The sequence below is a fragment of the Pararhizobium sp. A13 genome (assembly GCF_040126305.1).
In the GTDB taxonomy this organism is placed as follows: domain Bacteria; phylum Pseudomonadota; class Alphaproteobacteria; order Rhizobiales; family Rhizobiaceae; genus Pararhizobium.
Genome location: NZ_CP149510.1, coordinates 1273970 through 1294344 on the forward strand (window position 1 = coordinate 1273970; position 20375 = coordinate 1294344).

General features: G+C 59.6%; 20 protein-coding genes. 12 read left to right on the top strand and 8 right to left on the bottom strand.

Going from position 1 to position 20375, the window contains the following annotated elements; genetic code table 11:
* Positions 1-271 precede the first annotated feature (271 nt).
* Positions 272-1213, top strand: coding sequence for a DUF2493 domain-containing protein (locus tag WI754_RS06090; protein ID WP_349437737.1), 942 nt, complete (start codon positions 272-274; stop codon positions 1211-1213).
* Between the two features lie 120 nt (positions 1214-1333).
* Here the strand turns inward: WI754_RS06090 and WI754_RS06095 are convergent, their stop codons facing one another.
* Positions 1334-1843, bottom strand: coding sequence for an RES domain-containing protein (locus tag WI754_RS06095; RefSeq protein ID WP_349436798.1), 510 nt, complete (start codon positions 1841-1843; stop codon positions 1334-1336).
* Entirely contained in the window at positions 1840-2322 is a 483-nt protein-coding gene (locus tag WI754_RS06100; protein ID WP_349436799.1) for an antitoxin Xre/MbcA/ParS toxin-binding domain-containing protein, read from the bottom strand. The genes WI754_RS06095 and WI754_RS06100 overlap by 4 nt, the downstream gene beginning before the upstream one ends.
* A gap of 350 nt (positions 2323-2672) precedes the next feature.
* Here WI754_RS06100 and WI754_RS06105 point away from each other — a divergent pair, with 350 nt between their 5' ends.
* The 3 genes from WI754_RS06105 to WI754_RS06115 all read left to right on the top strand — a co-directional run bounded on the left by WI754_RS06105 (position 2673) and on the right by WI754_RS06115 (position 4543).
* Positions 2673-2996, top strand: coding sequence for a DUF736 family protein (locus WI754_RS06105; protein WP_349436800.1), 324 nt, complete (start codon positions 2673-2675; stop codon positions 2994-2996).
* Positions 2997-3574: 578 nt separating this feature from the next.
* A complete protein-coding gene (locus WI754_RS06110; protein WP_349436801.1) occupies positions 3575-3778 on the top strand; it encodes a hypothetical protein in 204 nt (67 codons plus the stop codon).
* Positions 3779-4150: 372 nt separating this feature from the next.
* Positions 4151-4543 (top strand): hypothetical protein, encoded by a 393-nt coding sequence (locus tag WI754_RS06115; RefSeq protein WP_349436802.1) that lies wholly within the window; start codon positions 4151-4153, stop codon positions 4541-4543.
* A gap of 47 nt (positions 4544-4590) precedes the next feature.
* Here the strand turns inward: WI754_RS06115 and WI754_RS06120 are convergent, their stop codons facing one another.
* From WI754_RS06120 to WI754_RS06135, 4 genes are all read right to left on the bottom strand, one after another.
* Positions 4591-4884, bottom strand: a complete 294-nt coding sequence (locus tag WI754_RS06120) for a zinc ribbon domain-containing protein YjdM (protein ID WP_349436803.1) — start codon at positions 4882-4884, stop codon at positions 4591-4593.
* A 123-nt stretch (positions 4885-5007) separates the two neighbouring features.
* Entirely contained in the window at positions 5008-6921 is a 1914-nt protein-coding gene (gene traG / locus WI754_RS06125) for a Ti-type conjugative transfer system protein TraG (protein WP_349436804.1), read from the bottom strand.
* On the bottom strand, positions 6912-7151 hold the full coding sequence (locus WI754_RS06130; RefSeq protein ID WP_349436805.1) for a conjugal transfer protein TraD: 240 nt from the start codon (positions 7149-7151) through the stop codon (positions 6912-6914). The genes traG and WI754_RS06130 overlap by 10 nt, the downstream gene beginning before the upstream one ends.
* Entirely contained in the window at positions 7141-7428 is a 288-nt protein-coding gene (locus WI754_RS06135; RefSeq protein WP_349436806.1) for a TraC family protein, read from the bottom strand. Before WI754_RS06135 ends, WI754_RS06130 begins: the two co-directional genes overlap by 11 nt.
* A gap of 221 nt (positions 7429-7649) precedes the next feature.
* Here WI754_RS06135 and traA point away from each other — a divergent pair, with 221 nt between their 5' ends.
* Positions 7650-12275, top strand: a complete 4626-nt coding sequence (gene traA / locus WI754_RS06140; RefSeq protein ID WP_349436807.1) for a Ti-type conjugative transfer relaxase TraA — start codon at positions 7650-7652, stop codon at positions 12273-12275.
* Between the two features lie 26 nt (positions 12276-12301).
* Positions 12302-12550, top strand: coding sequence for a hypothetical protein (locus tag WI754_RS06145; RefSeq protein WP_349436808.1), 249 nt, complete (start codon positions 12302-12304; stop codon positions 12548-12550).
* Between the two features lie 123 nt (positions 12551-12673).
* Here the strand turns inward: WI754_RS06145 and WI754_RS06150 are convergent, their stop codons facing one another.
* On the bottom strand, positions 12674-13033 hold the full coding sequence (locus WI754_RS06150; protein WP_349436809.1) for a hypothetical protein: 360 nt from the start codon (positions 13031-13033) through the stop codon (positions 12674-12676).
* A gap of 351 nt (positions 13034-13384) precedes the next feature.
* Positions 13385-14371: a class I SAM-dependent methyltransferase gene (locus WI754_RS06155; RefSeq protein ID WP_349436810.1), complete on the bottom strand. Its 987-nt coding sequence runs from the start codon at positions 14369-14371 to the stop codon at positions 13385-13387.
* A 262-nt stretch (positions 14372-14633) separates the two neighbouring features.
* Here WI754_RS06155 and WI754_RS06160 point away from each other — a divergent pair, with 262 nt between their 5' ends.
* From WI754_RS06160 to WI754_RS06185, 6 genes are all read left to right on the top strand, one after another.
* Positions 14634-15524, top strand: a complete 891-nt coding sequence (locus WI754_RS06160; protein WP_349436811.1) for an AraC family transcriptional regulator — start codon at positions 14634-14636, stop codon at positions 15522-15524.
* A gap of 112 nt (positions 15525-15636) precedes the next feature.
* Positions 15637-16854 carry an MFS transporter gene (locus WI754_RS06165; protein WP_349436812.1) on the top strand — a complete coding sequence of 406 codons (1218 nt, stop codon included), beginning with the start codon at positions 15637-15639 and terminating at the stop codon, positions 16852-16854.
* Between the two features lie 562 nt (positions 16855-17416).
* Positions 17417-17893, top strand: coding sequence for a helix-turn-helix transcriptional regulator (locus WI754_RS06170; protein ID WP_349436813.1), 477 nt, complete (start codon positions 17417-17419; stop codon positions 17891-17893).
* Positions 17893-18789 (top strand): AraC family transcriptional regulator, encoded by an 897-nt coding sequence (locus WI754_RS06175; protein ID WP_349436814.1) that lies wholly within the window; start codon positions 17893-17895, stop codon positions 18787-18789. The genes WI754_RS06170 and WI754_RS06175 overlap by 1 nt, the downstream gene beginning before the upstream one ends.
* Before the next feature lie 147 nt (positions 18790-18936).
* Positions 18937-19698, top strand: coding sequence for an ATP-binding cassette domain-containing protein (locus WI754_RS06180; RefSeq protein WP_349436815.1), 762 nt, complete (start codon positions 18937-18939; stop codon positions 19696-19698).
* Entirely contained in the window at positions 19695-20372 is a 678-nt protein-coding gene (locus WI754_RS06185; RefSeq protein ID WP_349436816.1) for an ABC transporter permease, read from the top strand. Before WI754_RS06180 ends, WI754_RS06185 begins: the two co-directional genes overlap by 4 nt.
* The last annotated feature ends 3 nt before the right edge of the window (positions 20373-20375 follow it).

The window sequence follows — 20375 nt, forward strand, 5'->3', positions numbered from 1 at the left end:
GGCGACCCTTACCACGTGCGATCCGAGCCTTCAGCGGGTCAATCAGGTTTCTTCCCCTGTCCGGTCCTTTATGTGCATCGGCTGTTCCGAAAACCGGTTCCCACTTTTCGAGCCGATGCGAGGGCCGGCCATTCCTCGCGGTTCAAGAAACCCTCCTTCCGCCGCCCGGCGCTGCGCTGGTCCGCTGCGCGTTGCTTGCGGTTCCGGCCCGGCTCCCACGTGATCGGGATCGCCGTCAGGCCGCGAGAGGCGCGGCCGCAACCGGATGGAGATCACCATGAACCTTCCCCTCGATGACGGCCATGAGCCCCACCACGCTTCCTCGCCGACCGACCGCTTCATCTACGAGATGCAGATCTATGGCTATCGCCCCTTCCAGGACGAGCCCGACCCGCGGCCGCTTCCCGAAGAACCGGCTGTCCAGGCGTCGTTGACCACGATCTTCGAAGCCCTGCTTGAAATGCTCGGTGAAACGCGGTTGGAACCCGATCTCGAAGATCTGTTGTGGTCGACCGTCAACCTCTTCCATCGCGCCGGCGAGCGCATCCAGCGCGAACTGCAACGCAACGAGGATGCACAGCGCACCGGACAGCGCGAGCAGGATGGCTCGGAGGTCAAGAGCGTCGAGCTGGAACGCCATATTGCCGAAGGCATCACGCTTCTGGAGCGCCGCAACAGTTTCGAGTTCATGCGCGACTTCGCCGCCGATCTGTTCGAGGCCCAGGTCGGCTCGGCCTGGCGTCCGCGCACCGGCTCCAAGGTCAGCCATGCCAACATGACGGCGGCGATGATCGACAGCCGCGACTTCCTGTCCGCGCGCCGCCACGCCGAGACGGAGGTGCTGATCCCTGCTGGCACCAAGATCGCCTTCTCGGGTGGCTTGGACTACGATGATCATGACGCGATCTGGAACGTGCTCGATCGGGCCCACACGAAATTCACTGATATGATCCTGCTGCACGGCGGCTCTCCAAAGGGTGCCGAGCGCATCGCCGCCTGCTGGGCCGAATCCCGCAAGGTGACCCAGATCAGCTTCAAGCCGAACTGGAAGAAACACGCCAAAGCCGCCCCGTTCCGCCGCAACGACGATATGCTCTCTGTGATGCCGGCTGGCGTCGTCGTCTTTCCGGGCTCCGGCATTACCGGCAATCTGGCCGACAAGGCCCGCCGGCTCGGTATTCCGGTGTGGCGCTTTGGTGAAAACGGCGTGTAGCAGAACTGTGTCACAACGCCATGCGGAGTTTTCCGCATGGCGTTTTTTCGGCAGATGGTTCGATTGCCTCGACTTTGCCCTTGGCGATCCATCCTGTTCATTCGCGGCATGTTCGCATGCCTAATGTGCAGATGGGGGATGCAGTCTCGTATCGAGAGCGAAGGCTTCCTGGAACTTAAGCGCATATGCACCGGCCGCCCCACTCGCCACGAAGATGAGGTTCCAGCTATGCGGCGACACTGCGCTCGGTATCGCTACAAAGCGGTGTTGCCGCAGGAGATCGTCCCCGAAGGCCTGTTGCCCTGCACCCGGTATGCCGGGGCGCAGCCAGTTCGGATTGGGCACGCTTGCCGGATCGACGATATGTATGCCAGACGTGTCGGTGATGATCGCGGCTGTCAGCATGTGAGGAACGGTGTCGAGGGCACGAAAACCTTTGTGCACAGCGACTTCGAGAACGGCCATCGCGGGGTCGATCGAGCAATAGACCGCTCGCACGCCCTTGCTGTTCCAACGGCCACCTACCCGATAGGCACCCTCACCACTGTCCCATGTCGAAGCATAGTTGGCCTGATCGAGCCGCCAAGCGATGAGCTCGGAGCCGCCTAGTGCTATCGGCAGAGGTGTCATGCATAGACGCCGTATTCAAGTCGCTCAAGATAGTCTTCGACCAGTTCGACGCCGGCGGGCGTGCCCAACAGATCGATCGGACGGCGCTGATCGAGGCCGATCGCCGGACGCTCCAGCCATTGCTCGGCTTCCGCCTGCGTTCCGAGGACGTCCGTCGCCTTTGCCAGGATCTCCGCGAACTTCCATGCCCGTCCGCTCTGCTCCTGGCTGAGGGGTTTCGATGGAGCCTCCTTGCGGCGCTGCCAGGTCCGCAGGCTCATGCCGACGGCCTTCTCGAGGGATTCGGTCTTGCCGATGAAGACCAACTGCCCGACGAGGTGATCGAGCGCTGAGGCCGGCAAACCGCTCAGAAGCAGTTCGTGCGCGTCGAGCGTGCTGGTCAGCTGGCGCGAGAGAAAACGAGAGCCGCCGAGGAGCGCCGCCACTTTCTGTAGCCCGCCGCCGCTCACTTCCGTAAAGACTTTATCCGCCGCTGCCATGCGCACCTCCTGTGTCACTTGTCGCTTTAGATATGACAGTTGACGCGGTGCTTTTCAAGTCTTGTCGATCCCAGAGGTAGATCGATGCTTGATCTGTCGTCTGCTCAGCGAGAACCGTGCGTGGTCTCCCACGACCTGGCGGCACTCGGCTGGCCATGCGGCTCTTGTCTCCGGCTTCCGGCTGCTTCGAAACCATTCCCTTGTCCATGTCGCCTTTCTAAGGGACCGGCCGCCATCAGCGTCAACCCGCAAGGGGTTCCCCTTCGCTTGCGCTTCGGTGACGCCTGCGCTCGGCCCCTTCTTCGGGCGCCATCGGGAAATGGTCCCGAGCAACCGAAGGAGCAAGTCACATGGCCACCACGATCGCAACCCTCACGCAGAAGACAGACGGCAGCCTCGAAGGCGTCTTCGCCACCATCCGGGTTAACGCCCCGATCGCCATCATCCCGAACGCCAACAAGGCGAGCGAGGAAGCCCCGGACTACCGCATCATCCACCGCAAGACCGGCTTCGAGATCGGCGCGGGCTGGAACCGCATCGCCCGCCAGACAGGCGAGGAATACCTCTCCGTCAAGCTGGAGGCGCCGGAGATCGGCGTGATCTTTGGCAACCTCGCGCCCGCCCCCGGCGGTGAGCCGAACCGCAAGGTCATTCTCTGGAACAACCCCGCCTGAGCCGCACAGCAGCCGGTCCCGGAAACGGGGCCGGCACCCAAGCGAACCGCCTAACAAGGACCAAACGATGCCGGAAGTTCTCAACGCCCGTAACGTCGGCCGCCAGTTAAGCCCGTCCCGCCGCTACATTGGCAGACCGGACATATCCGGCAATCCGTTCGTCATCGGGCGCGACGGAAACCGAACCGAGGTCGTCCGGATACACGCAGAATGAATCGTCCGACAGCCGCATCTCATGGCGAAGTTGCCGGATCTGGCAGGAAAGGACCTTGTCTGCTGGTGCACGCCGCTGCGGTGCCACGGTGACGTATTGCTGGATCTGGTTCAGCGGTATGTCTGCGACTGATCGCCAACCCGCAAACGGGTATCGAACCCGTTTGCGGGTTTCGGGGTGCCACACGAGAGGGGGCTGTCTGCTCAGTTCGGCTGAGTCTGCCATGAGGGGACCAACGCCTCAAGGCCGCGCGGCCCCTCCAATTTTTCCTGCGCTGCGTTTCACTCCGCTCCGGAAAAATCGGTTCCTCCGCACGCCGGCTCCGCCGGTCGCGTTCCGCGAGCCTTGACCCCTTGATACGCTCATGACCGCCGGCGGCATCTTTCACGTCAACACGGAGATGACGACGATGACCACCGAACAGATTATCGAATTCGAACGCCAGATCGAAGAATTGCGCGCCGAGATTTCCGCCTGCATCGATCCGGAAGAACGGCGGCAGATCGAATCCGAGCTTCGGGCCATTCGTGCCGAACTGGTCGCGGAAAACCGGGAGGAGCTGCCGTAACCGGCAGCCTTTCCGATCCCGTAGCCCTTGTGTCCGGATCGACCGGACAGAAGGGCTGGTGAAAGAGCAGCCACCGCTCTCCAGCTAAATCAGGAAATGCAGACCCACGAGCGCGGGACATTTCTTCTGACGCCCGATTAAATTCGAAATCCGCTTCATCATCGAGGACGTGGTCTTCGACCAGAACCAGGCTGGGACATCCCGATTCCGGCGCTGCTCAAGTTTTCTAAGCCTTCCAGGATGCTCGTGATTTGACTCTCGCGAACGGATCAGTCTGGCAGGTCCTTGTTCCCTCAGACATGCCAATAGGAGCGTCGGCGTGATGCGACAATCAGCAGGGGGACAATGGCCTGGCAACGAGGAGGCCCATCAATGGCAGCTGGATCTTCTGCTACAGACAGCGACGACGACGCCGACAGCGAAAGCTTTGCTGTCCGCATGCTTCTGTCTCTGGCGAGGGTCCCGTTCGCCATTCTTCGTGGAACCATCCTCGCGATAGTTTATAGCGTCTGGTATCTGGCCTTCTACGTGCTGTGCATGTTTCGTCCGTTCACCGGATTGATGGTGCTGGCGGCGATCGTCACGGTGCCGATGACGATTATGGTCTTCGCGCATCGCGACGCCGCACGCGGAATGCCGTTCTGGGCTTTCGGCCTGTTGGCCATCGCCCTCGTCGCGTTCGCGCTCGGCTACGCGCTGTTCGTCGACCGGATCACGCCGCCGGGCGCGGAGGATCCTTTCGACCGCTATCGCAAACGGCGTTGATCTTGGAAATCTACCGCCGCCTTCATTCGCATCTCTGAGATTTCGATTTAGCGCTTGCGCACGAATTCGGTCCGCAGCACAAGACCCTTGATCCCCTCGTAGCGGCAGTCGATTTCCTCCGGATTGTCGGTGAGGCGGATCGACTTGATGACGGTGCCCTGCTTCAGAGTCTGGCCCGCTCCCTTGACCTTCAAGTCTTTGATCAGCGCCACGGAGTCGCCATCGGTCAGCACATTGCCGCTCGCGTCCCGAACGACCACATCGCCCGCCGTCATCTCGGATGCCGGACGCCATTCACCGGTTGCTTCGTCATAGACATAGTCGTCGTTTTCGTTTGTCATCTTCTCTACCGCTTCAGTTTCAGTTTCGTTGGGGTCGGTTATCGCATGCACGCCGTCGGCGCAGTATGGGCGCGTCTGGCGGAGCTCCTATCACACGCAGTGACCGCTGTGGTGTATCCATGTTCAGCTTCGTACGAAACGATTGACTTTAGCCGCCTCATCCATGTCCTTCCGCCGGAAATAGATCGCCCGGCCGCAGCGGATCGGACTATGACCCTGCACGATGATGATCTGCTCGTCCTTGCGCATCGACTGGGTGATCTCGTGCGGCATGATCAGCGGCCGACGCTGGAAGTTGACACTTTCGGATTTGCGCGTGCCGCCGTTCTTCGAATCCCAGCCAATGTTGCGGGAACGACCCTGCACCTCGACGGTCATTTCCCCGCATTGCGCCGAGACATTGCGGGCCGTGTCGAGCGCCTTGATGGCGGCATAGGAGGCGAAGGCGCAGCCGTCGATCCAGGACGTTGCCCCATCCTTCCCGAAGTGCCGTTCCAGTTGCCCGACCGATTGATACATCAGCATCATGCTGATGCCGTATTTGCGGCCGCGATCACGGGCTTCCTCCAGCACGCGCATGTAGCCGAGCAGGTCGACCTCATCCAGCATGAAGAGCGCCCGACGCTTGAAGCCGCCATCAGCCTGGACCATGGCATTGATGAGAGAGCCGATGATGACACGGCCGATGCCCGGATAGGAGCGCAGGATTGACGCGGGGATATTGAGGAACACGTCCTTCTTGCCGGTGACGATATCGCTCGACTTGAAGGCATCGCCGCAGACGAGTGCGGCGTAACTGTCCAGCGAAAGCCATTGCGTATCCTTCGATGCCGTTGAGTAGACACCGCTAAAAGTCTGTTCCGTCATGTTGGTGAAGACACCCAGCGTTTCGCGGATGAAGGCCGATTGCGAATTTTCCTGAATGTCGCGCAGCATGGCGAGCACGGAGGGCTCCGGCTCCGAAACGATCTGGCGCAGGCTGCGCAGAATCCGTCGCCCGGTATATTCCGGCGACAACATGACGTGGGCGAGCAGGCCGGTCAGAAGATTGTGCGCCTGGTTCTGGAAGTAGGAGCCGGTCGAGGACTCGAAGCGCGCGCTTTCCGACAACAGCATATGTGCGATGCCCACAATGTCTTCCTCCTTCTGCTTCGACGTCTCGATGCCGTCGAGCACATTGAAGCCCATGATCGGGTTGGTCGGATCGAGCACCATGACCTCACGGCCGAGAACTCGGTTGCGATGCTCAACCACCATCGGCGCGACCTCGGTGGAAGGATCGAGGCAAATGAGCGGCCCGGTGTAACGCAGCGCTGTCGGCAGGACGTTGCTCGTCGTCTTGTAGCCGCCCGATCCGGCGAAAAAGAGCATATGTGTGGAATCGAAATCCTGCCTGTAGGTAAGAAGCGCGGCCTTGCCGCCTTGGCCCCAGGTGCTCTGATCGTTCGGATCGAATGGCAGCTCATGGATGATTTCCTTGTCGACCCGATAGCGCTCGCCTACGACGATCTCACCGTCCGGCGGGAACAACTTTCCCGCCGCCGACATGGAAAGCCAGTCGGCGTCCCCGAAGGTTCCGCGGCGGGCGCGCTTGACCGGTTCGGGCACAACGACGGAGATGCGAGCAGCGACCGCGACTGCCATGAAGCCGACAAGCGTGCCGATCACGGCAACCATGTCGAGGTAGGATAGTGCACGATCCCACGTGATTGTGCCACTCGTCACAGAAGGGGCAAGGCGCCCATATTCAAGCAACGCATAAAAGCCCGCGACGATCAGAAAGCACAACAGGCTCGCCATTGCGATTGGACGGCGGCGATGAAGCGGCAATGCCCAGACGGTCAAAAGACCGCCAAGCGGCCCGAACAGAAGAGCCGGCACGGGTGCCGCCCGCAGGAACCAATATTGCGTCTTACCTGACATGCCGGTTGCCAGTTCCTGCCACCGCCAGCCGATAGAGTAAACGGTCAGCGTCGTCACCGCGATCGGTACGAGGATCAGCAACCGACTCGGATGCAATCGATGCTTCAGTGCCATTCCGCTTTCTCCTCAAGGCGCGGTGCAACAGCATCCAGCGGGGGCGCCTTGAACGCCTCCTCACCCACATTGCGCAGCCGCCCGTGTTCGGCTGAGCCCGATGTGATCCTTGCCAGTTCGAGCAGGCCGCCGAGCAGGAACGCCCGGTCGACTTTTGACAGGCCTGCCTTGACGACAATGCCGCCAAGCAGGAATTTTTCGCGCGCTTCGCTTTTGCGGTCAGCCGTCATGTGAGACCTCCGTCTTCGCTCCAGCCCCGCTAACTGCTGGTCGACGCGTTTGAGCAGGTGTCCCACCAACCCCCTTTTTCTCCCCTTTGCGAAATCGCGCGGCGATCTCGTCGAAGATCCGATCGAGTTCCTCGTCGGGGATTTCCATCTCCGCCAGACCGGACTTTGTGGCGGCGCGGGCAAAGCGCTCGGCGGATTTAACTATTAAAAGCCTCCGTCTCTCGCGGAGCTTCTCGATTTGGGCATCGAGATCCAAAAGCGATGATTTTGCGGCCATTCAACATTCCTTTCCTGGTTGAAATGAATTCGATATCGATTTTTATACTAGCTAGAATAAAATAGTAAAATAGACTACCTTGCAACTCATCAAAAACGTCGCACCGGAATTCCAGCCGATGGCCGTCTTCCGGAAAGGTGGCATCGGCCCTGCAGTCCGATCGGTTTGAGGGCGCAATATACGTCGCTGGCGCGACGTGCTCGGAAGGTTTGCAGACGTCAGTGGCGATCATGTTCGTCAGAGCGCAGGTGATCAGAAGAGGGGCGGGGCGCAGCATCGTCTCGGCTGCCGCCTATCGCCATCGCGCCCGGATGATGGACGAGCAGGCTGGTACATCCTTCAGCTATCGGGGCGGAGCGTCGGAGCTGGTGCATGAAGAACTGGCGCTGCCGGATCAGATTCCGGCCTGGCTGCGCATGGGAACCGACGGCCGTTCCGTCGCCGCCGCCAGCGAGGCGCTGTGGAATGCGGTCGACGCCTTCGAGAAGCGGGCGGACGCGCAGCTTGCCCGCGAATTGATCATCGCTTTGCCGGAAGAGCTGACGCGGGCGGAAAACATCGCGCTGGTTCTCGAATACGTCCGCGACAATCTTACGTCGAAGGGAATGATCGCCGATTGGGTCTACCACGACAAGGATGGCAACCCGCATATCCATCTGATGATGACGCTCAGGCCTCTGACGGAGGAGGGGTTCGGACCGAAGAAGGTGACGGTGACGGGCGAGGACGGCGAGCCCCTGCGTGTGGTCACGCCGGACCGGCCGAACGGCAAGATCGTCTACAAGCTTTGGGCCGGCGACAAGGAAACCATGAAGGCGTGGAAGGTCGCCTGGGCGGAAACCGCAACCCGGCATCTGGCGCTCGCAGGCCATGAGATCCGGCTTGACGGTCGCTCCTATGCTGAACAGGGTCTCGACGGGATAGCACAAAGACATCTCGGTCCGGAAAAGGCCGCACTGGCTCGGAAGGGCAGGGAACTCTTCTTTGCCCCGGCTAATCTCGCCAGGCGGCAGGATATGGCCGACCGGCTGCTTGCCGATCCGGATCTCCTGCTAAAGCAGCTCAGCAACGAACGCTCCACCTTCGATGAGCGCGACATCGCCAAGGCGCTGCATCGCTATGTCGACGATCCCACGGATTTCGCCAACATCAGGGCACGTCTGATGGCATCGGATGATCTGGTGATCCTGAAGCCGCAGCAGATCGATGCGCAAACCGGCAGGGCGGCAGAACCGGCAATCTTCACCACGCGGGACATGCTGCGCATCGAATATGACATGGCGCAGTTGGCGCGGGTTCTATCGGAGCGCCGCGGTTTCGCCGTTGCATCGGGCCACGTCGCCGCTTCAATCGAAATTGTCGAAACAGTCAATCCGGAAAAGCGCTTCCGGCTGGACGCAGAGCAGGTCGATGCAGTCCGTCATGTCACCGGCGACAATGGTATTGCAGCGGTCGTCGGCCTTGCCGGCGCCGGCAAGTCGACACTGCTCGCCGGCGCGCGCGTTGCCTGGGAGAGCGAAGGCCGCCGGGTGATTGGCGCAGCAATTGCCGGCAAGGCGGCGGAAGGCTTGGAAGACAGTTCCGGCATCAAGTCGCGAACACTCGCCTCCTGGGAACTGGCATGGGCCAGCGGACGTGAGTTGCTCGAACGTGGTAACGTCCTTGTCATCGACGAGGCCGGTATGGTGTCGTCGCAGCAAATGGCCCGCGTGCTGAAGATTGCTGAAGACGCTGGGGCGAAAGTCGTCCTGGTCGGCGATACGATGCAGCTGCAGCCAATCCAGGCGGGTGCGGCGTTCCGGGCGATTACCGATCGGATCGGTTTCGCGGAGCTTGCCGGCGTGCGCCGCCAACGCCAGCAATGGGCGCGTGAGGCATCACGGCTCTTTGCCCGTGGCGAGACCGAGAAAGGTCTCGACGCCTATGCGCAGCAGGGCCATCTTGTCGAGGCAGAGACACGAGACGAAATCATCAGGCGGATTGTCGGCGACTGGACGGAGGCATGCCAGCAGGCGATCCGGAACTCAGCCGCAGCAGGCAATGATGGCCGTCTTCGCGGTGATGAACTTCTCGTGCTCGCCCACACCAATGAGGACGTAAGGCGTCTGAACGAGGCGCTGCGATCGGTGATGACGGAAGAGGGCGCGCTTGGTGAGGGGCGCTCTTTTCAGACCGAACGCGGTGCGCGGGAGTTCGCCGCCGGCGACCGGATCATCTTCCTCGAAAATGCCCGCTTCGTTGAATCGCGCGCAAGGCGTCTTGGTCCGCAATATGTGAAGAACGGCATGCTCGGCACGGTCGTTTCCACCGGCGACAAACGTGGCGACACGTTGCTTTCGGTGCGTCTGGACAATGGCCGTGACGTCGTCTTCGGCGAGGACAGCTATCGCAACGTCGATCACGGTTACGCCGCGACCATCCACAAGTCTCAAGGGTCGACCGTCGACCAAACCTTCGTGCTCGCCACCGGCATGATGGACCAGCATCTGACTTACGTGTCGATGACCAGGCATCGCAACCGCGCCGATCTCTATGCTGCGAGGGAAGATTTCGAGGCGAAGCCGGAATGGGGGCGGAAGCCGCGGGTCGATCATGCGGCCGGCGTCACCGGTGAGCTCGTGGAAACCGGACAAGCCAAGTTCCGGCCCAACGATGAGGATGCGGACGAGAGCCCCTATGCCGACGTCAGGACGGATGACGGAACCGTCCATCGTCTTTGGGGCGTGAGCCTGCCGAAAGCCCTTGAGGATGCCGGCGTCTCGGAAGGCGATATCATCACCCTGCGCAAGGATGGTGTCGAGCGAGTGATGGTGACCGTGCCGGTGATCGACGAGAAAACGGGAGAAAAGAGCTTCGAAGAACGGACGGTAGATCGGAACGTCTGGACCGCCAAGCAGATTGAAACTGCAGAGTTTCGCCAGGAGCGCATCGAGCAGGAGAGCCATCGGCCGGAATTGTTCAAGCAGCTCGTCGAGCGCCTGTCGCGCTCCGGCGTCAAGACGACGACGCTCGATTTCGAGAGCGAGGCCGGCTACCGGGCGCATGCGGACGATTTCGCCCGGCGGCGGGGGATAGAGCATCTTTCGCAAGCCGCGGCCGGGATGGAGGAGGGCGTTTCGCGGTGGCTGGCGTGGATTGCGGAGAAGCGCGAGCAGGTGGCGAAGCTTTGGGAGAGGGCGAGCGTGGCGCTCGGATTCGCGATCGAGCGGGAACGACGCGCCTCTTACAGTGAGGAACGAACTGAAACCCAAATTGCCCCGGACGCAAATCCTGGCCGCGCGCGGTATCTGATCCCGCCCACCACAGTCTTCGCCAGGAGCGCGGACGACGATGCTCGGCTGGCACAGCTTTCTTCGCCGGCCTGGGCGGAGCGGGAGGCGGTCCTACGGCCGCTGCTGGAAAAGATTTATCGCGATTCGGGTACGGCGCTCTCGGCCCTGAACGCCCTGGCGTCGGATGCGAGCATCGAACCCCGCAAGCTCGCCGATGGCCTTGCCATTGCGCCGGATCGGCTCGGCCGCCTGCGTGGCTCCAACCTTATGGTCGATGGTCGCGCGGCGCGCGACGAGCGCAAGGTCGCGACGGCGGCATTGACGGAATTGCTGCCGCTGGCCCGCGGCCATGCGACGGAGTTCCGCAGGAATGCCGAACGGTTCGGAATCCGTGAGCAGATGCGCCGCACCCATATGTCATTGTCGATCCCGGCGCTGTCCAGAATGGCGATGGCACGTCTCGTCGAGATCGAGGCCGTGCGCAAGCAGGGCGGTGACGATGCCTACAAGACGGCCTTTGCGCTTGCCGTCGAGGACCGCTCCGTCGTGCAGGAGGTCAAGGGCGTCAGCGACGCACTGGCGGCTCGCTTCGGCTGGAGCGCCTTTACTGAGAAGGCGGATGCGGTTGCCGAGCGTAACATGGTCGAGCGGATGCCAGAGGACCTCACAGATGAGCGGCGCGGAAAACTGACTCGGCTGTTCGAGGTCGTCCGGCGCTTCGCCGAGGAGCAGCATCTCGCCGAGCGGCAGGATCGTTCGAAGATCGTCGCTGGCGCCAGTGTCGATCCGGGGAAGGAGAATGTCGTGGTGCTGCCCATGCTTGCCGCCGTCACCGAGTTCAAGACGCCGGTCGATGAGGAGGCGAGATCCCGCGCTCTCGCCGCGCCTCTTTATCGCCAGCAGCGAACAGCGCTGACTGACACCGCAGCCCGCATCTGGCGCGATCCTGCCGGCGCCGTCGGAAAAATCGAGGAGTCGCTCCTGAAGGGCTTTGCCGGTGAGCGCATTGCCGCCGCCGTCACCAACGATCCTGCCGCCTATGGTCCGCTCCGCGGCTCCGATCGCCTTATGGACCGGATGCTCGCGTCTGGCCGGGAGCGGAGGGACGCCGTGCAGGCGGTAGCCGAGGCCGTTGCCCGCCTGCGCTCGCTCGGTACGGCTTACGCAGGCGCTCTTGATGCCCAAAGCCAGGCGGTCGCGGAGGAGCGTCGTCGGATGGCGGTCGCCATTCCCGGATTGTCGAAGCAGGCCGAGGAGGCTCTCGTGCGCCTGACGTCGGAAGCAAAGAAAGACGGCCGCAGGCTCGATGCAGCAGCCGGCTCACTCAATGCAGAGATCCGCCGGGAGTTCGCCGCGGTCAGCAAGGCACTCGACGAACGCTTCGGCCGCAACGCTATCATCCGCGAGGAAAAGGACCTCATCAATCGAGTGCCGCCGGCGCAGCGCTGCGCATTCGGGGCGATGCAGGAGCGGCTGAAGGTGCTGCAACAAACCGTCCGCATGGACAGCAGCCAGAAGATCATATCGGAGCGGCGCCAGCGCACGATCAATCGTGCCCGCGGCATCAATCTCTGAAACCCATTGAAGAAGCGGAGCAAATCATGGCCGAGCAGGAAACTTCAAACGACGCGATCGTCCGCGCTGAGATCGCCATCGAGATCATGAACCAGGCGGGGGCGATCGTGGCGGCGCGTATCTATGAGCTGGAAGCACAGGATCCAGCGGCAGCCGAGGACCTGCGACAGCGTCGCCGCGACCTCATCGACCTGCAGCAGCGCATCCGCGTTGATGATCGTGACACGGTCGAAAACGTCATCGCGGTCTGGGGACCGCGGCCTCGCTACGATTGACCCAGGAGCGCGCAAGGGCTCTGCAAGATCGTGCCCTCGGACAGAACCGTGATCTCGCGCGGGGAAGCCATTTTAACATTCGACGCTGATGGTCGAGTGGCGTCCCCGCAATGCGGTTCCGGGCTATTGCCCGCCTGTCCTGGCCTGTCCGTTCTTGACGTGACCGCGGACTAATCCCAAGGGCACGCCGCCTGCTGGGAGCCATTCTATGGCCTTTCCCGAAACCAGCGGGATTACTGAGAGGCTTCCCTGCAAGAGCGTGCGAATACCATAGAATGTGACGAGATCCTGAGCCGCGACCCGGAACGACAGACCATCGTCGGTCGCTCTCAGGGTTGCACGACCGTCTCCGAAGTCGAGAAGCTTGTCGGATTCCGAAGCACCGATCGACTGGCAAAAGTCGTTGATGTGCAAGCAGACCTTTTCGGCGACGTATCGTGCTTGCGCGACAGAGACGAAAGCCTCGGCAACGTGTTTGTACATCGGAGTTCCTTAATGGCCTGAAGCTTTGCCTTGGATGTGCACAAGGCAAAGCGCTTTGGAAGACGCGTTTCACGCCGAAAGCGGCGAGGGCGCCCGTACGACAACACTGGAAAGCGGGCGTTTGTACAGCGGCTCGACAACCTTGATTTTGCGGCGCATCGCGGCAAGCACGCGTGGCGAGACTTCAAAGGCGCAGCGGCAAATCGGAAACCTTCCGTAATCCTCAGATTTGCCGAGTTCATTGAATTCGGCGCCTGAATTCTCGCTTGGCAGGAATAATTCATAAAAGCGGGCTCACTTGCGCTTCACTAAGCGTAAGATCGCAGTTTGCGAACTGCAGATTGCGCATCGTCAGCCACTCACCCATTTGGCCAATTCGGTATAAGGCTCCGGCTCGTACACATATTCGGCCGGAATGGCGGGATAAACCATCAAGGAGAGGTAGCGCCGGAGGTTTTCCTCGCTGTTGCTGGCCGCAAGGCCATAGAAGTTCCCGCTGTTCCAAGTGACGACACAATAGCGGAAATATGCGTATATGGCATTCGCCATCTCTGCCAGGGTGACCTCGCAGTCGTGCATCGTGGAGAGGACCACTGTCGTTTTCCGCTGAATTTCCTCGACACCGAAATACCGCGTCTTGAAGCCGAAATCCTTTTGTGATTCTCGCCCCCCATAGTCATGAGGATCCACAGCGCGAAACTTTTCCACGAACAAAAGGATGCCGTCATCCTTGAGATGATGAGCGACAAATTCGATCTGCTTAGGCCGATTGGGAGAGTACATTTGGAACGTGGTGTCCTCCAGGATAAAGTCAAAACCTGCCGAGAACTGTTCGAGATTTTTCTCCGAGCGGAGATAGTCCTTCGTCAATCGGTGAAAGGGACCGAGGAAGAAGTGAGCGTGCGGCGGCTCGCCGAATGCCATAAAGCACCTGTAGTTTTCCTCGTTGGGACTGCAAGACAGAGATTGGATCTTTCCTCGGCTTAGTTCGGAAAGCGTGCGCGCCATCGTGCCTTCGGCGGTGCCGAGACTGTACAGTGTGACGTCGGAAGAGCTCAGCTGCGCGTAGCGTAGGAGCGCATGCGTCATACGGCACTCCTCCTCCAAACGATACGGAATGCTCCCGTGATAGTGCTGGTCGAAATGGCCTTGGCGGCGCGAGTGCAACTCGATTAATCGATGGAGGAGAGCATCGTTGGGCAAGAGGCGCGTGTCTACGACAGGCTTGCGAGCCGGCACACCACTTTTTCCAGCCGCAGTTTCGCTAAAGAACCCGGCTAGTTGATTCAAACGCGGCCCAAGGTCGCATTCGGTAATAAACTCATTGATGTCCTGCATTGCAACATACCTCAGAAGAAAGTGGGAAGTACGACGCCGACAGGTGCTTGGAAAAAATTCAATAAGGATTTTACCGGGTTGGTCCGTTCAAGCACGGAGCACTGTCGTGTACTCAGTGGTAAGGCAGAGTTTGACGGCACGCTTTCATTTGCAATGTCGCTTTTTCATGAAAGTGCCATCATCGGTCAACCGTTGGTTAGTCCAGGATTGTTTGGCAACTCGCGGTCGTTATATCTTCTGAAGTGGATTGAATGAGTAAGGAATGGCGTTCTTGACGGAAACGTATGGCTTCAAACCCGATGAGGTTCGCCGTTCTGATCACAGTACGCTTGTTCATCATCATGTTGACTGGGGATTGGTGCGGGCGGACATTGTCAAGCGAACAGGTCTGTCGCGCCAGGAAACGCGAGTCGCACCTGAGCAGCATGCGTTCTTGATCAACCTCAAAGGCGAAGCGAGGGCCGGCGAAGATTTCGTCGATGGGCGTCGCGTCGCGTTTACTCCCCGCCGACCGGGATCTATCGCTTTCGTGCCTGCTCACTGCGAGTGGACGGGATGGGACGAGGGCGATGCCACGGGTTCTTACCTGTTCGTATCGGTGGATCCAACATTCGTCGATCGATCGATTGGCTCTGAGCATATTGCCGGATTACAGCCAGCAATAGGGTTTCGCAACGCCATGATTGAAGCTTCCCTTCAGAGAATCGGCGCGGAACTTAAGAGCCCCGATCCAATCAGCGTCATCATGGTGGAGAGCCAGGCTGCCCAATTGTTTGTGCAACTGCTTAGACTGAATGGGCTTGGGCTCGAGCCCGCTAAGGGTGGTCTATCGCCGTTCGACCTTAAGCGCGTCGTTGCCATCATTGAGTCTCGAGCGGCGAACCCGCCGAGCCTTGACGAACTTGCAGGCGAAATAGGCGTTAGTCGACGTCATTTCTTCCGTGCATTCAAGCAATCGACCGGGAAGACACCTTACACCTATGTTGCGGAACATCGGTTGCAGCGCGCAGCCGACCTGCTTCGAGCAACCGATCTTTCGGCGACCGAAATTGCGCTCGAATGCGGATTTGCAAGTTCCAGCCACTTTACGGTCGCGTTCAAGCGAGCTTTCGGTGCCAGTCCGTCTGAATTTCGTCGCAGGTGGCGTAGTTGACGGCGTAGCGCAGCGCTTTTTGGCACCATTTTGAAAATTCGTCTCGATTTCGAAAGCGGGGCAGCAGGCAATTGCGTATCTCGATTGAGTCTCAATCTGCGAAGTGTCACCGATGCATCCACTAGTTTCTGTCGCAAGCCCCGGGTTGGAACGTCAGGGACCTCGCTCTTTCAATTGGTTTCTCGCGAGCATTTTTGCTTCGGCGGTGGGACGAAACGCTTATCAGATAGCTTGCGCTTGGATCCTTGTCGTGTCGGGACACGGCAGTCCTGCTGTGGCAGCTTTCTTCGCGATCGTGAGCATAGCGGAACTGATAGCGAGCCCCATCGCAGGGTGGATGTCAGATCGCTACGATCGTCGCGTTCTGTATGTAACCGCAGATACCGTCCGGTTTGCCGGCGCGTCGGCGTTCGCTGTAATGCTGATTAAGAACGACTCTCATTGGGCAATCTGGTTGTCTGCGATCCTTTTCGCGACGGCCGATCGCATCGCCCTAACGACCTCTCAGTGCATGATACCATCCGTCGGCATCCGCTTCTCTTTGGCGACAGCAAACTCCATCGTGTTCTTTCTCATGCAATCGGGAAGCCTTTGTGCAGCATCACTAACCGGCTTTCTCCTACACGCCTCGCCTCCGACGAACACGTTCGCGGCGATGGGGGTGGCATTTGCGCTGTCGACCTTTTGCATGCTTTTTGTCAGGCAAGAGCAGGCACCCCAGCACAGTCTGGCGGAACCCACACGTTCGAGATTGCACGTTGATGTGCGGCTTGTCTTTCTCGGTGCCGTATATGCGTTCCTGTACACCGGCGGAATGCTGGTAAGCGTCGTCGGTCCAAGCTTCGTTTTCGAGGAACTAAGAGGAAATGCAATAGACTTTGGCCGCCTTGAAAGCGCCTGGTCAGCCGGCTCCATTTTGGGTGTCCTTCTTCTCATACCGCTCATCCGCACCGCAAAGATTTGCGTCTTGCAACGGGTGATCCTCGCTTTGACCGCCCTGTTCTTCGCGCTTCTCAAAGTGCTGGATCTGCCTTTCATATTCGTCGCGTTCGCGATCTTGGGGGTATTATACAATCTGGGCCGGGTTGGTGTTGAGGTCATGCTACAATCCACCGTCCCCGCGCCGGCCTTGGGGCGGGCGAAAGGCGTGGTTCACTGCGTTGGTGTTTTGCTCGGCTTAATCCTTTTCGGGATCATTGCCGCTGTGGCAGACGACATCCCACCCTCCGCCATTTTCTTAACATTTGCCGTCACCCTTGCCGCTGGCACAATCGTACTCGGCATCTGTCGCCCGAGAGCCCAGTGCAAGCCCGCCGGAAATCAAGATTAATCAAAAGACATTCAGCTGAACTGCCGGTCGAGGGCTCCGTGATTGAGACTCCTACTACCCATGTTCCGGGCTTTGAAGCGCGAACGCCATGGAACGCTTCAACGATAGGTCTAGGCACGACTGAGGCCGAGGCTGTGATCGGATTGCGCCCTCGTTTCACGTCGGGGCACCGATGGTTACTCGCACATTGCTTCTGCTCTCGCGAAAATCTACTACCGGCAGCGAGATAGTGCCGAATTTCAATAATCTGGTCCTCATCTCGGTGTTGAGCGAGAGTTTTTGTCAAGGACGACTAGCGAAGCAACGCTGGTTCCACTATTTTCCTCCATGAGGCAGTACGCGCTGCCTTGGGGCGTCGAAACCCCTACGAGCGACTGGTGCTGATCGATACAGCACCGAACTCTCTGACCTTTCGGGTCGGGGAGCCTGTGGCGTATGTCCAGGTTCCTCGGAACTAAAGGCCACAGGGCTGTCTCGTACAGTTTCGAACTCCCCGATCATTCGGAGGTTGTGAGTTTCGCGGGGGCGTACCGCGACAAACTCTCATTCCGGGGAGTGACCGATGCAGCACCAAAAGGTTCCGCTGACCGCAGGGCGATCAAGCCTATTTCGCTCAAATATGCAGACGTCGTCTAGACGAGGACCGCATTCTGCCGATTGGCATATGGGACGACAAATCCCGACCATCCGGGTTCAATCCGGCGTCACGCAGGCCCGTCTTGCCGCCGCTGTTGGGATGAGCTTTGCCCAACTTCAAAAATATGAGAGTGCCTGGAACCGCGTAAGCGCCTCGAGGCTACATAAAATCGCGATACCGCGTGAGCTTCCTGTCAGGCAGTTGTTCGAAGGGATATCGGGAAACAAAGGGTGGGACTACGAAATCCCGTCGCTTCTGGTCGATGAGCGGATTACGTTCATCGCACGTGCCAAATGGTGTCGTCTTGTCGAAGACGTCGCGGAATGCCCGCCCACGGGCGACTGGGAAGAAAGCGTACAGTTTCCGATTGCCAAGCCTATCGACCAGACTGGGGGGCGATGATGGAAATTTCATCGCCACACCCTGTTTTCAAGTCCGGCGATTGCCGAACGATTTCTCACCAAAGAAAGTCCTGGGGCTTGGTCCATGCCGACCTCGTGCAACGGACGGGGCTTGACAAGGAAGAGACGGATATCACGTCTGCCCGGCATCTCATTCTCCTCAATCTGAAGGGAAATTCTGAGCGGGGCGAGTATTTTCTGGATGCCAAGCCAGCGGCGTTCGTCCCTAGAAAGCCCGGTGCCATCCTCTTTATTCCTGCCGGATGTAACTGGAGGGGATGGGAAGTCGGCGACTCGACAGCTGCCTATCTTTCAATTTCAGTGGACCGGGCATTCGTCACTGAACTCTTTGACCAAAGTCTATCGAGCGCTCCACCGCCGCTTTCGCCTGATCTCGGGTGTGAGGATTCTGTAATGATGAACGCGGCTCGTGGAATAGGGGCGGAGGTCCCTGAGCGATACCCCCTCAGCGCTTTGCTCGTCGAAAGCTATGCAGCGACCATCTTCGCTCAGCTGGCGCGCAGGCAGAGATATGCTCCACCCGTTCGCAAGGGCGGTTTGGCATCGGCCAAACTAAGCCGCGTCCTTCAGCGAATTGACGATGAACTTGCCACCGATTTGTCGCTCGGAGAGCTTGCCTCGCTCGCCGGTCTAAGCGTTCCGCACTTCTGCCGGGCATTCAGGCAGACGCTTGGATCTCCACCACATACCTTCATCATTCGCCGCCGGGTCGAGAAGGCGAAAGAGTATCTCCGTCACACGTCCATGCCTGTCACCGACATAGCGCTGGCATCTGGCTTCTCAAGTTCGAGCCACTTTTCAAACGCCTTTCGGCGGGAGGTCGGAACGACACCCTTGGGATATCGCGGTTCTTGGCAATACAAAACAGGCGAGTGATTTAATGATCAGATCGTGCAGTCGTATCAATCCGCTGCAAGTTCGAGCGCTTTAGGCATTGCATCCTCGGCAAAAATACAGCCGAGGGTTTTTCCAGTGAACACCAAACTTCCGACCGGTGAATTCGAACCGGCTCGATCTGACATGATGGCGGCGGCACTCTGCGTCGTCGATTTGAAGAAGCGCTTCGGCCACCTCGAAGTTATAAAGGGGTTGTCCCTTACTGCTCAGCGCGGCGACGTTATCTCCATCCTCGGCAGCAGCGGTTCTGGAAAAAGCACGTTCCTGCGCTGTCTAAATTTCCTGGAGGAGCCAAATGCGGGCGAGATTTGGATCTCTGGACGGCATGTGAAAATGCGGATCGGCTTGACCGGCCGGAGCGAGATCAACGAGCTACGCAAGAAGCTTGGAATGGTGTTCCAGAATTTCAATCTCTGGTCACACAAGACCGTTCTCGAAAACATCGTCGAAGCCCCGATCCACGTCCTTGGTATAACCAAACAAGAAGCCTGCCTTCGGGCGGAAGAATTGCTGTTGAAGGTTGGCTTGGCCGACAAGCGCCATACCTATCCCTCGCACCTTTCCGGCGGCCAGCAACAACGCATCGCCATCGCGCGGGCTCTGGCCATGGACCCGGAAATCCTGCTTTTCGACGAGCCGACCTCGGCTCTCGACCCGGAATTGGTCGGTGAGGTCTTGAAGGTCATTCGCTCGCTTGCCGACGAAGGGCGTACGATGCTCATCGTAACGCACGAACTCGGCTTTGCCCGCCAGGTATCCAACCGCGTGGTCTTTCTTCATCAAGGTCGGATTGAAGAGGAGGGGGGGCCTGACGAGCTGTTCGGCAATCCGAGCTCGCCACGATTGCGGCAATTCCTCTCGGCTCAGCGTGAGGGGTTCCGCCAATGATGGACTTGCAGGGCTTCGGCGATCAAATCGTCACCGGAGCAATGACCACCCTTCGCGTCGCTATCACCAGCCTGGCGCTTGGAACGGTCGTCGGCCTTTGCGGGGCCACGACAAAACTAAGCCAGTACCGGGTGCTAAACCGGCTTGCCGGTGCATATACGACGATCATTCGGGGCGTCCCCGAACTGCTCATCATCCTGATCCTCTACTTTGGCGGCACCGTCGCATTGACAGCGCTGTCCGGTCGATATGTTGAGGTCGATGCATTCGCCGCCGGCGTTTTTTCGCTGACCATCGTTTTCGGAGCATACGCGACCGAGGTGTTCAGGGCCGCAATTCTGGCGGTGCCCGCGGGCCAAATTGAGGCGGCCAATGCCCTTGGCCTGACGAAAATCCTGGTGTGGCGCCTTGTGATCGTGCCGCAAATGTGGAGGTGCGCGCTGCCAGGCCTTGGCAACCTGTGGCTGACTTTGCTGAAGGACACTGCGTTGATCTCCGTCGTGGGTCTCGAAGACCTTATGCGCAAGACCAGCGCGGCTGCCGGCTCCACCCACGAACCCCTGACCTTCTATTTGGCCGCAGCCGGCCTCTATCTGTCGTTCACGTCTGTTTCCCTGGTCGCTTTGGCGCTGTTCGAATGGCATGCCAATCGCGGCGTGCGTACAGCAAAGTGAGGA

Coding starts and splice junctions, on each gene's coding strand:
- WI754_RS06175 (WP_349436814.1), top strand. CDS start 17,893: ATGGAAATTTCATCGCCACACCCTGTTTTCAAGTCCGGCGATTGCCGA.
- WI754_RS06145 (WP_349436808.1), top strand. CDS start 12,302: ATGGCCGAGCAGGAAACTTCAAACGACGCGATCGTCCGCGCTGAGATC.
- WI754_RS06100 (WP_349436799.1), bottom strand. CDS start 2,322: ATGGCAGCGGCGGATAAAGTCTTTACGGAAGTGAGCGGCGGCGGGCTA.
- traG (WP_349436804.1), bottom strand. CDS start 6,921: ATGGCACTGAAGCATCGATTGCATCCGAGTCGGTTGCTGATCCTCGTA.
- WI754_RS06150 (WP_349436809.1), bottom strand. CDS start 13,033: ATGTACAAACACGTTGCCGAGGCTTTCGTCTCTGTCGCGCAAGCACGA.
- WI754_RS06165 (WP_349436812.1), top strand. CDS start 15,637: ATGCATCCACTAGTTTCTGTCGCAAGCCCCGGGTTGGAACGTCAGGGA.
- WI754_RS06115 (WP_349436802.1), top strand. CDS start 4,151: ATGGCAGCTGGATCTTCTGCTACAGACAGCGACGACGACGCCGACAGC.
- WI754_RS06120 (WP_349436803.1), bottom strand. CDS start 4,884: ATGACAAACGAAAACGACGACTATGTCTATGACGAAGCAACCGGTGAA.
- WI754_RS06170 (WP_349436813.1), top strand. CDS start 17,417: ATGCAGCACCAAAAGGTTCCGCTGACCGCAGGGCGATCAAGCCTATTT.
- WI754_RS06160 (WP_349436811.1), top strand. CDS start 14,634: ATGGCGTTCTTGACGGAAACGTATGGCTTCAAACCCGATGAGGTTCGC.
- WI754_RS06155 (WP_349436810.1), bottom strand. CDS start 14,371: ATGCAGGACATCAATGAGTTTATTACCGAATGCGACCTTGGGCCGCGT.
- WI754_RS06110 (WP_349436801.1), top strand. CDS start 3,575: ATGACCGCCGGCGGCATCTTTCACGTCAACACGGAGATGACGACGATG.
- WI754_RS06095 (WP_349436798.1), bottom strand. CDS start 1,843: ATGACACCTCTGCCGATAGCACTAGGCGGCTCCGAGCTCATCGCTTGG.
- WI754_RS06180 (WP_349436815.1), top strand. CDS start 18,937: ATGGCGGCGGCACTCTGCGTCGTCGATTTGAAGAAGCGCTTCGGCCAC.
- WI754_RS06105 (WP_349436800.1), top strand. CDS start 2,673: ATGGCCACCACGATCGCAACCCTCACGCAGAAGACAGACGGCAGCCTC.
- WI754_RS06135 (WP_349436806.1), bottom strand. CDS start 7,428: ATGGCCGCAAAATCATCGCTTTTGGATCTCGATGCCCAAATCGAGAAG.
- WI754_RS06185 (WP_349436816.1), top strand. CDS start 19,695: ATGATGGACTTGCAGGGCTTCGGCGATCAAATCGTCACCGGAGCAATG.
- WI754_RS06130 (WP_349436805.1), bottom strand. CDS start 7,151: ATGACGGCTGACCGCAAAAGCGAAGCGCGCGAAAAATTCCTGCTTGGC.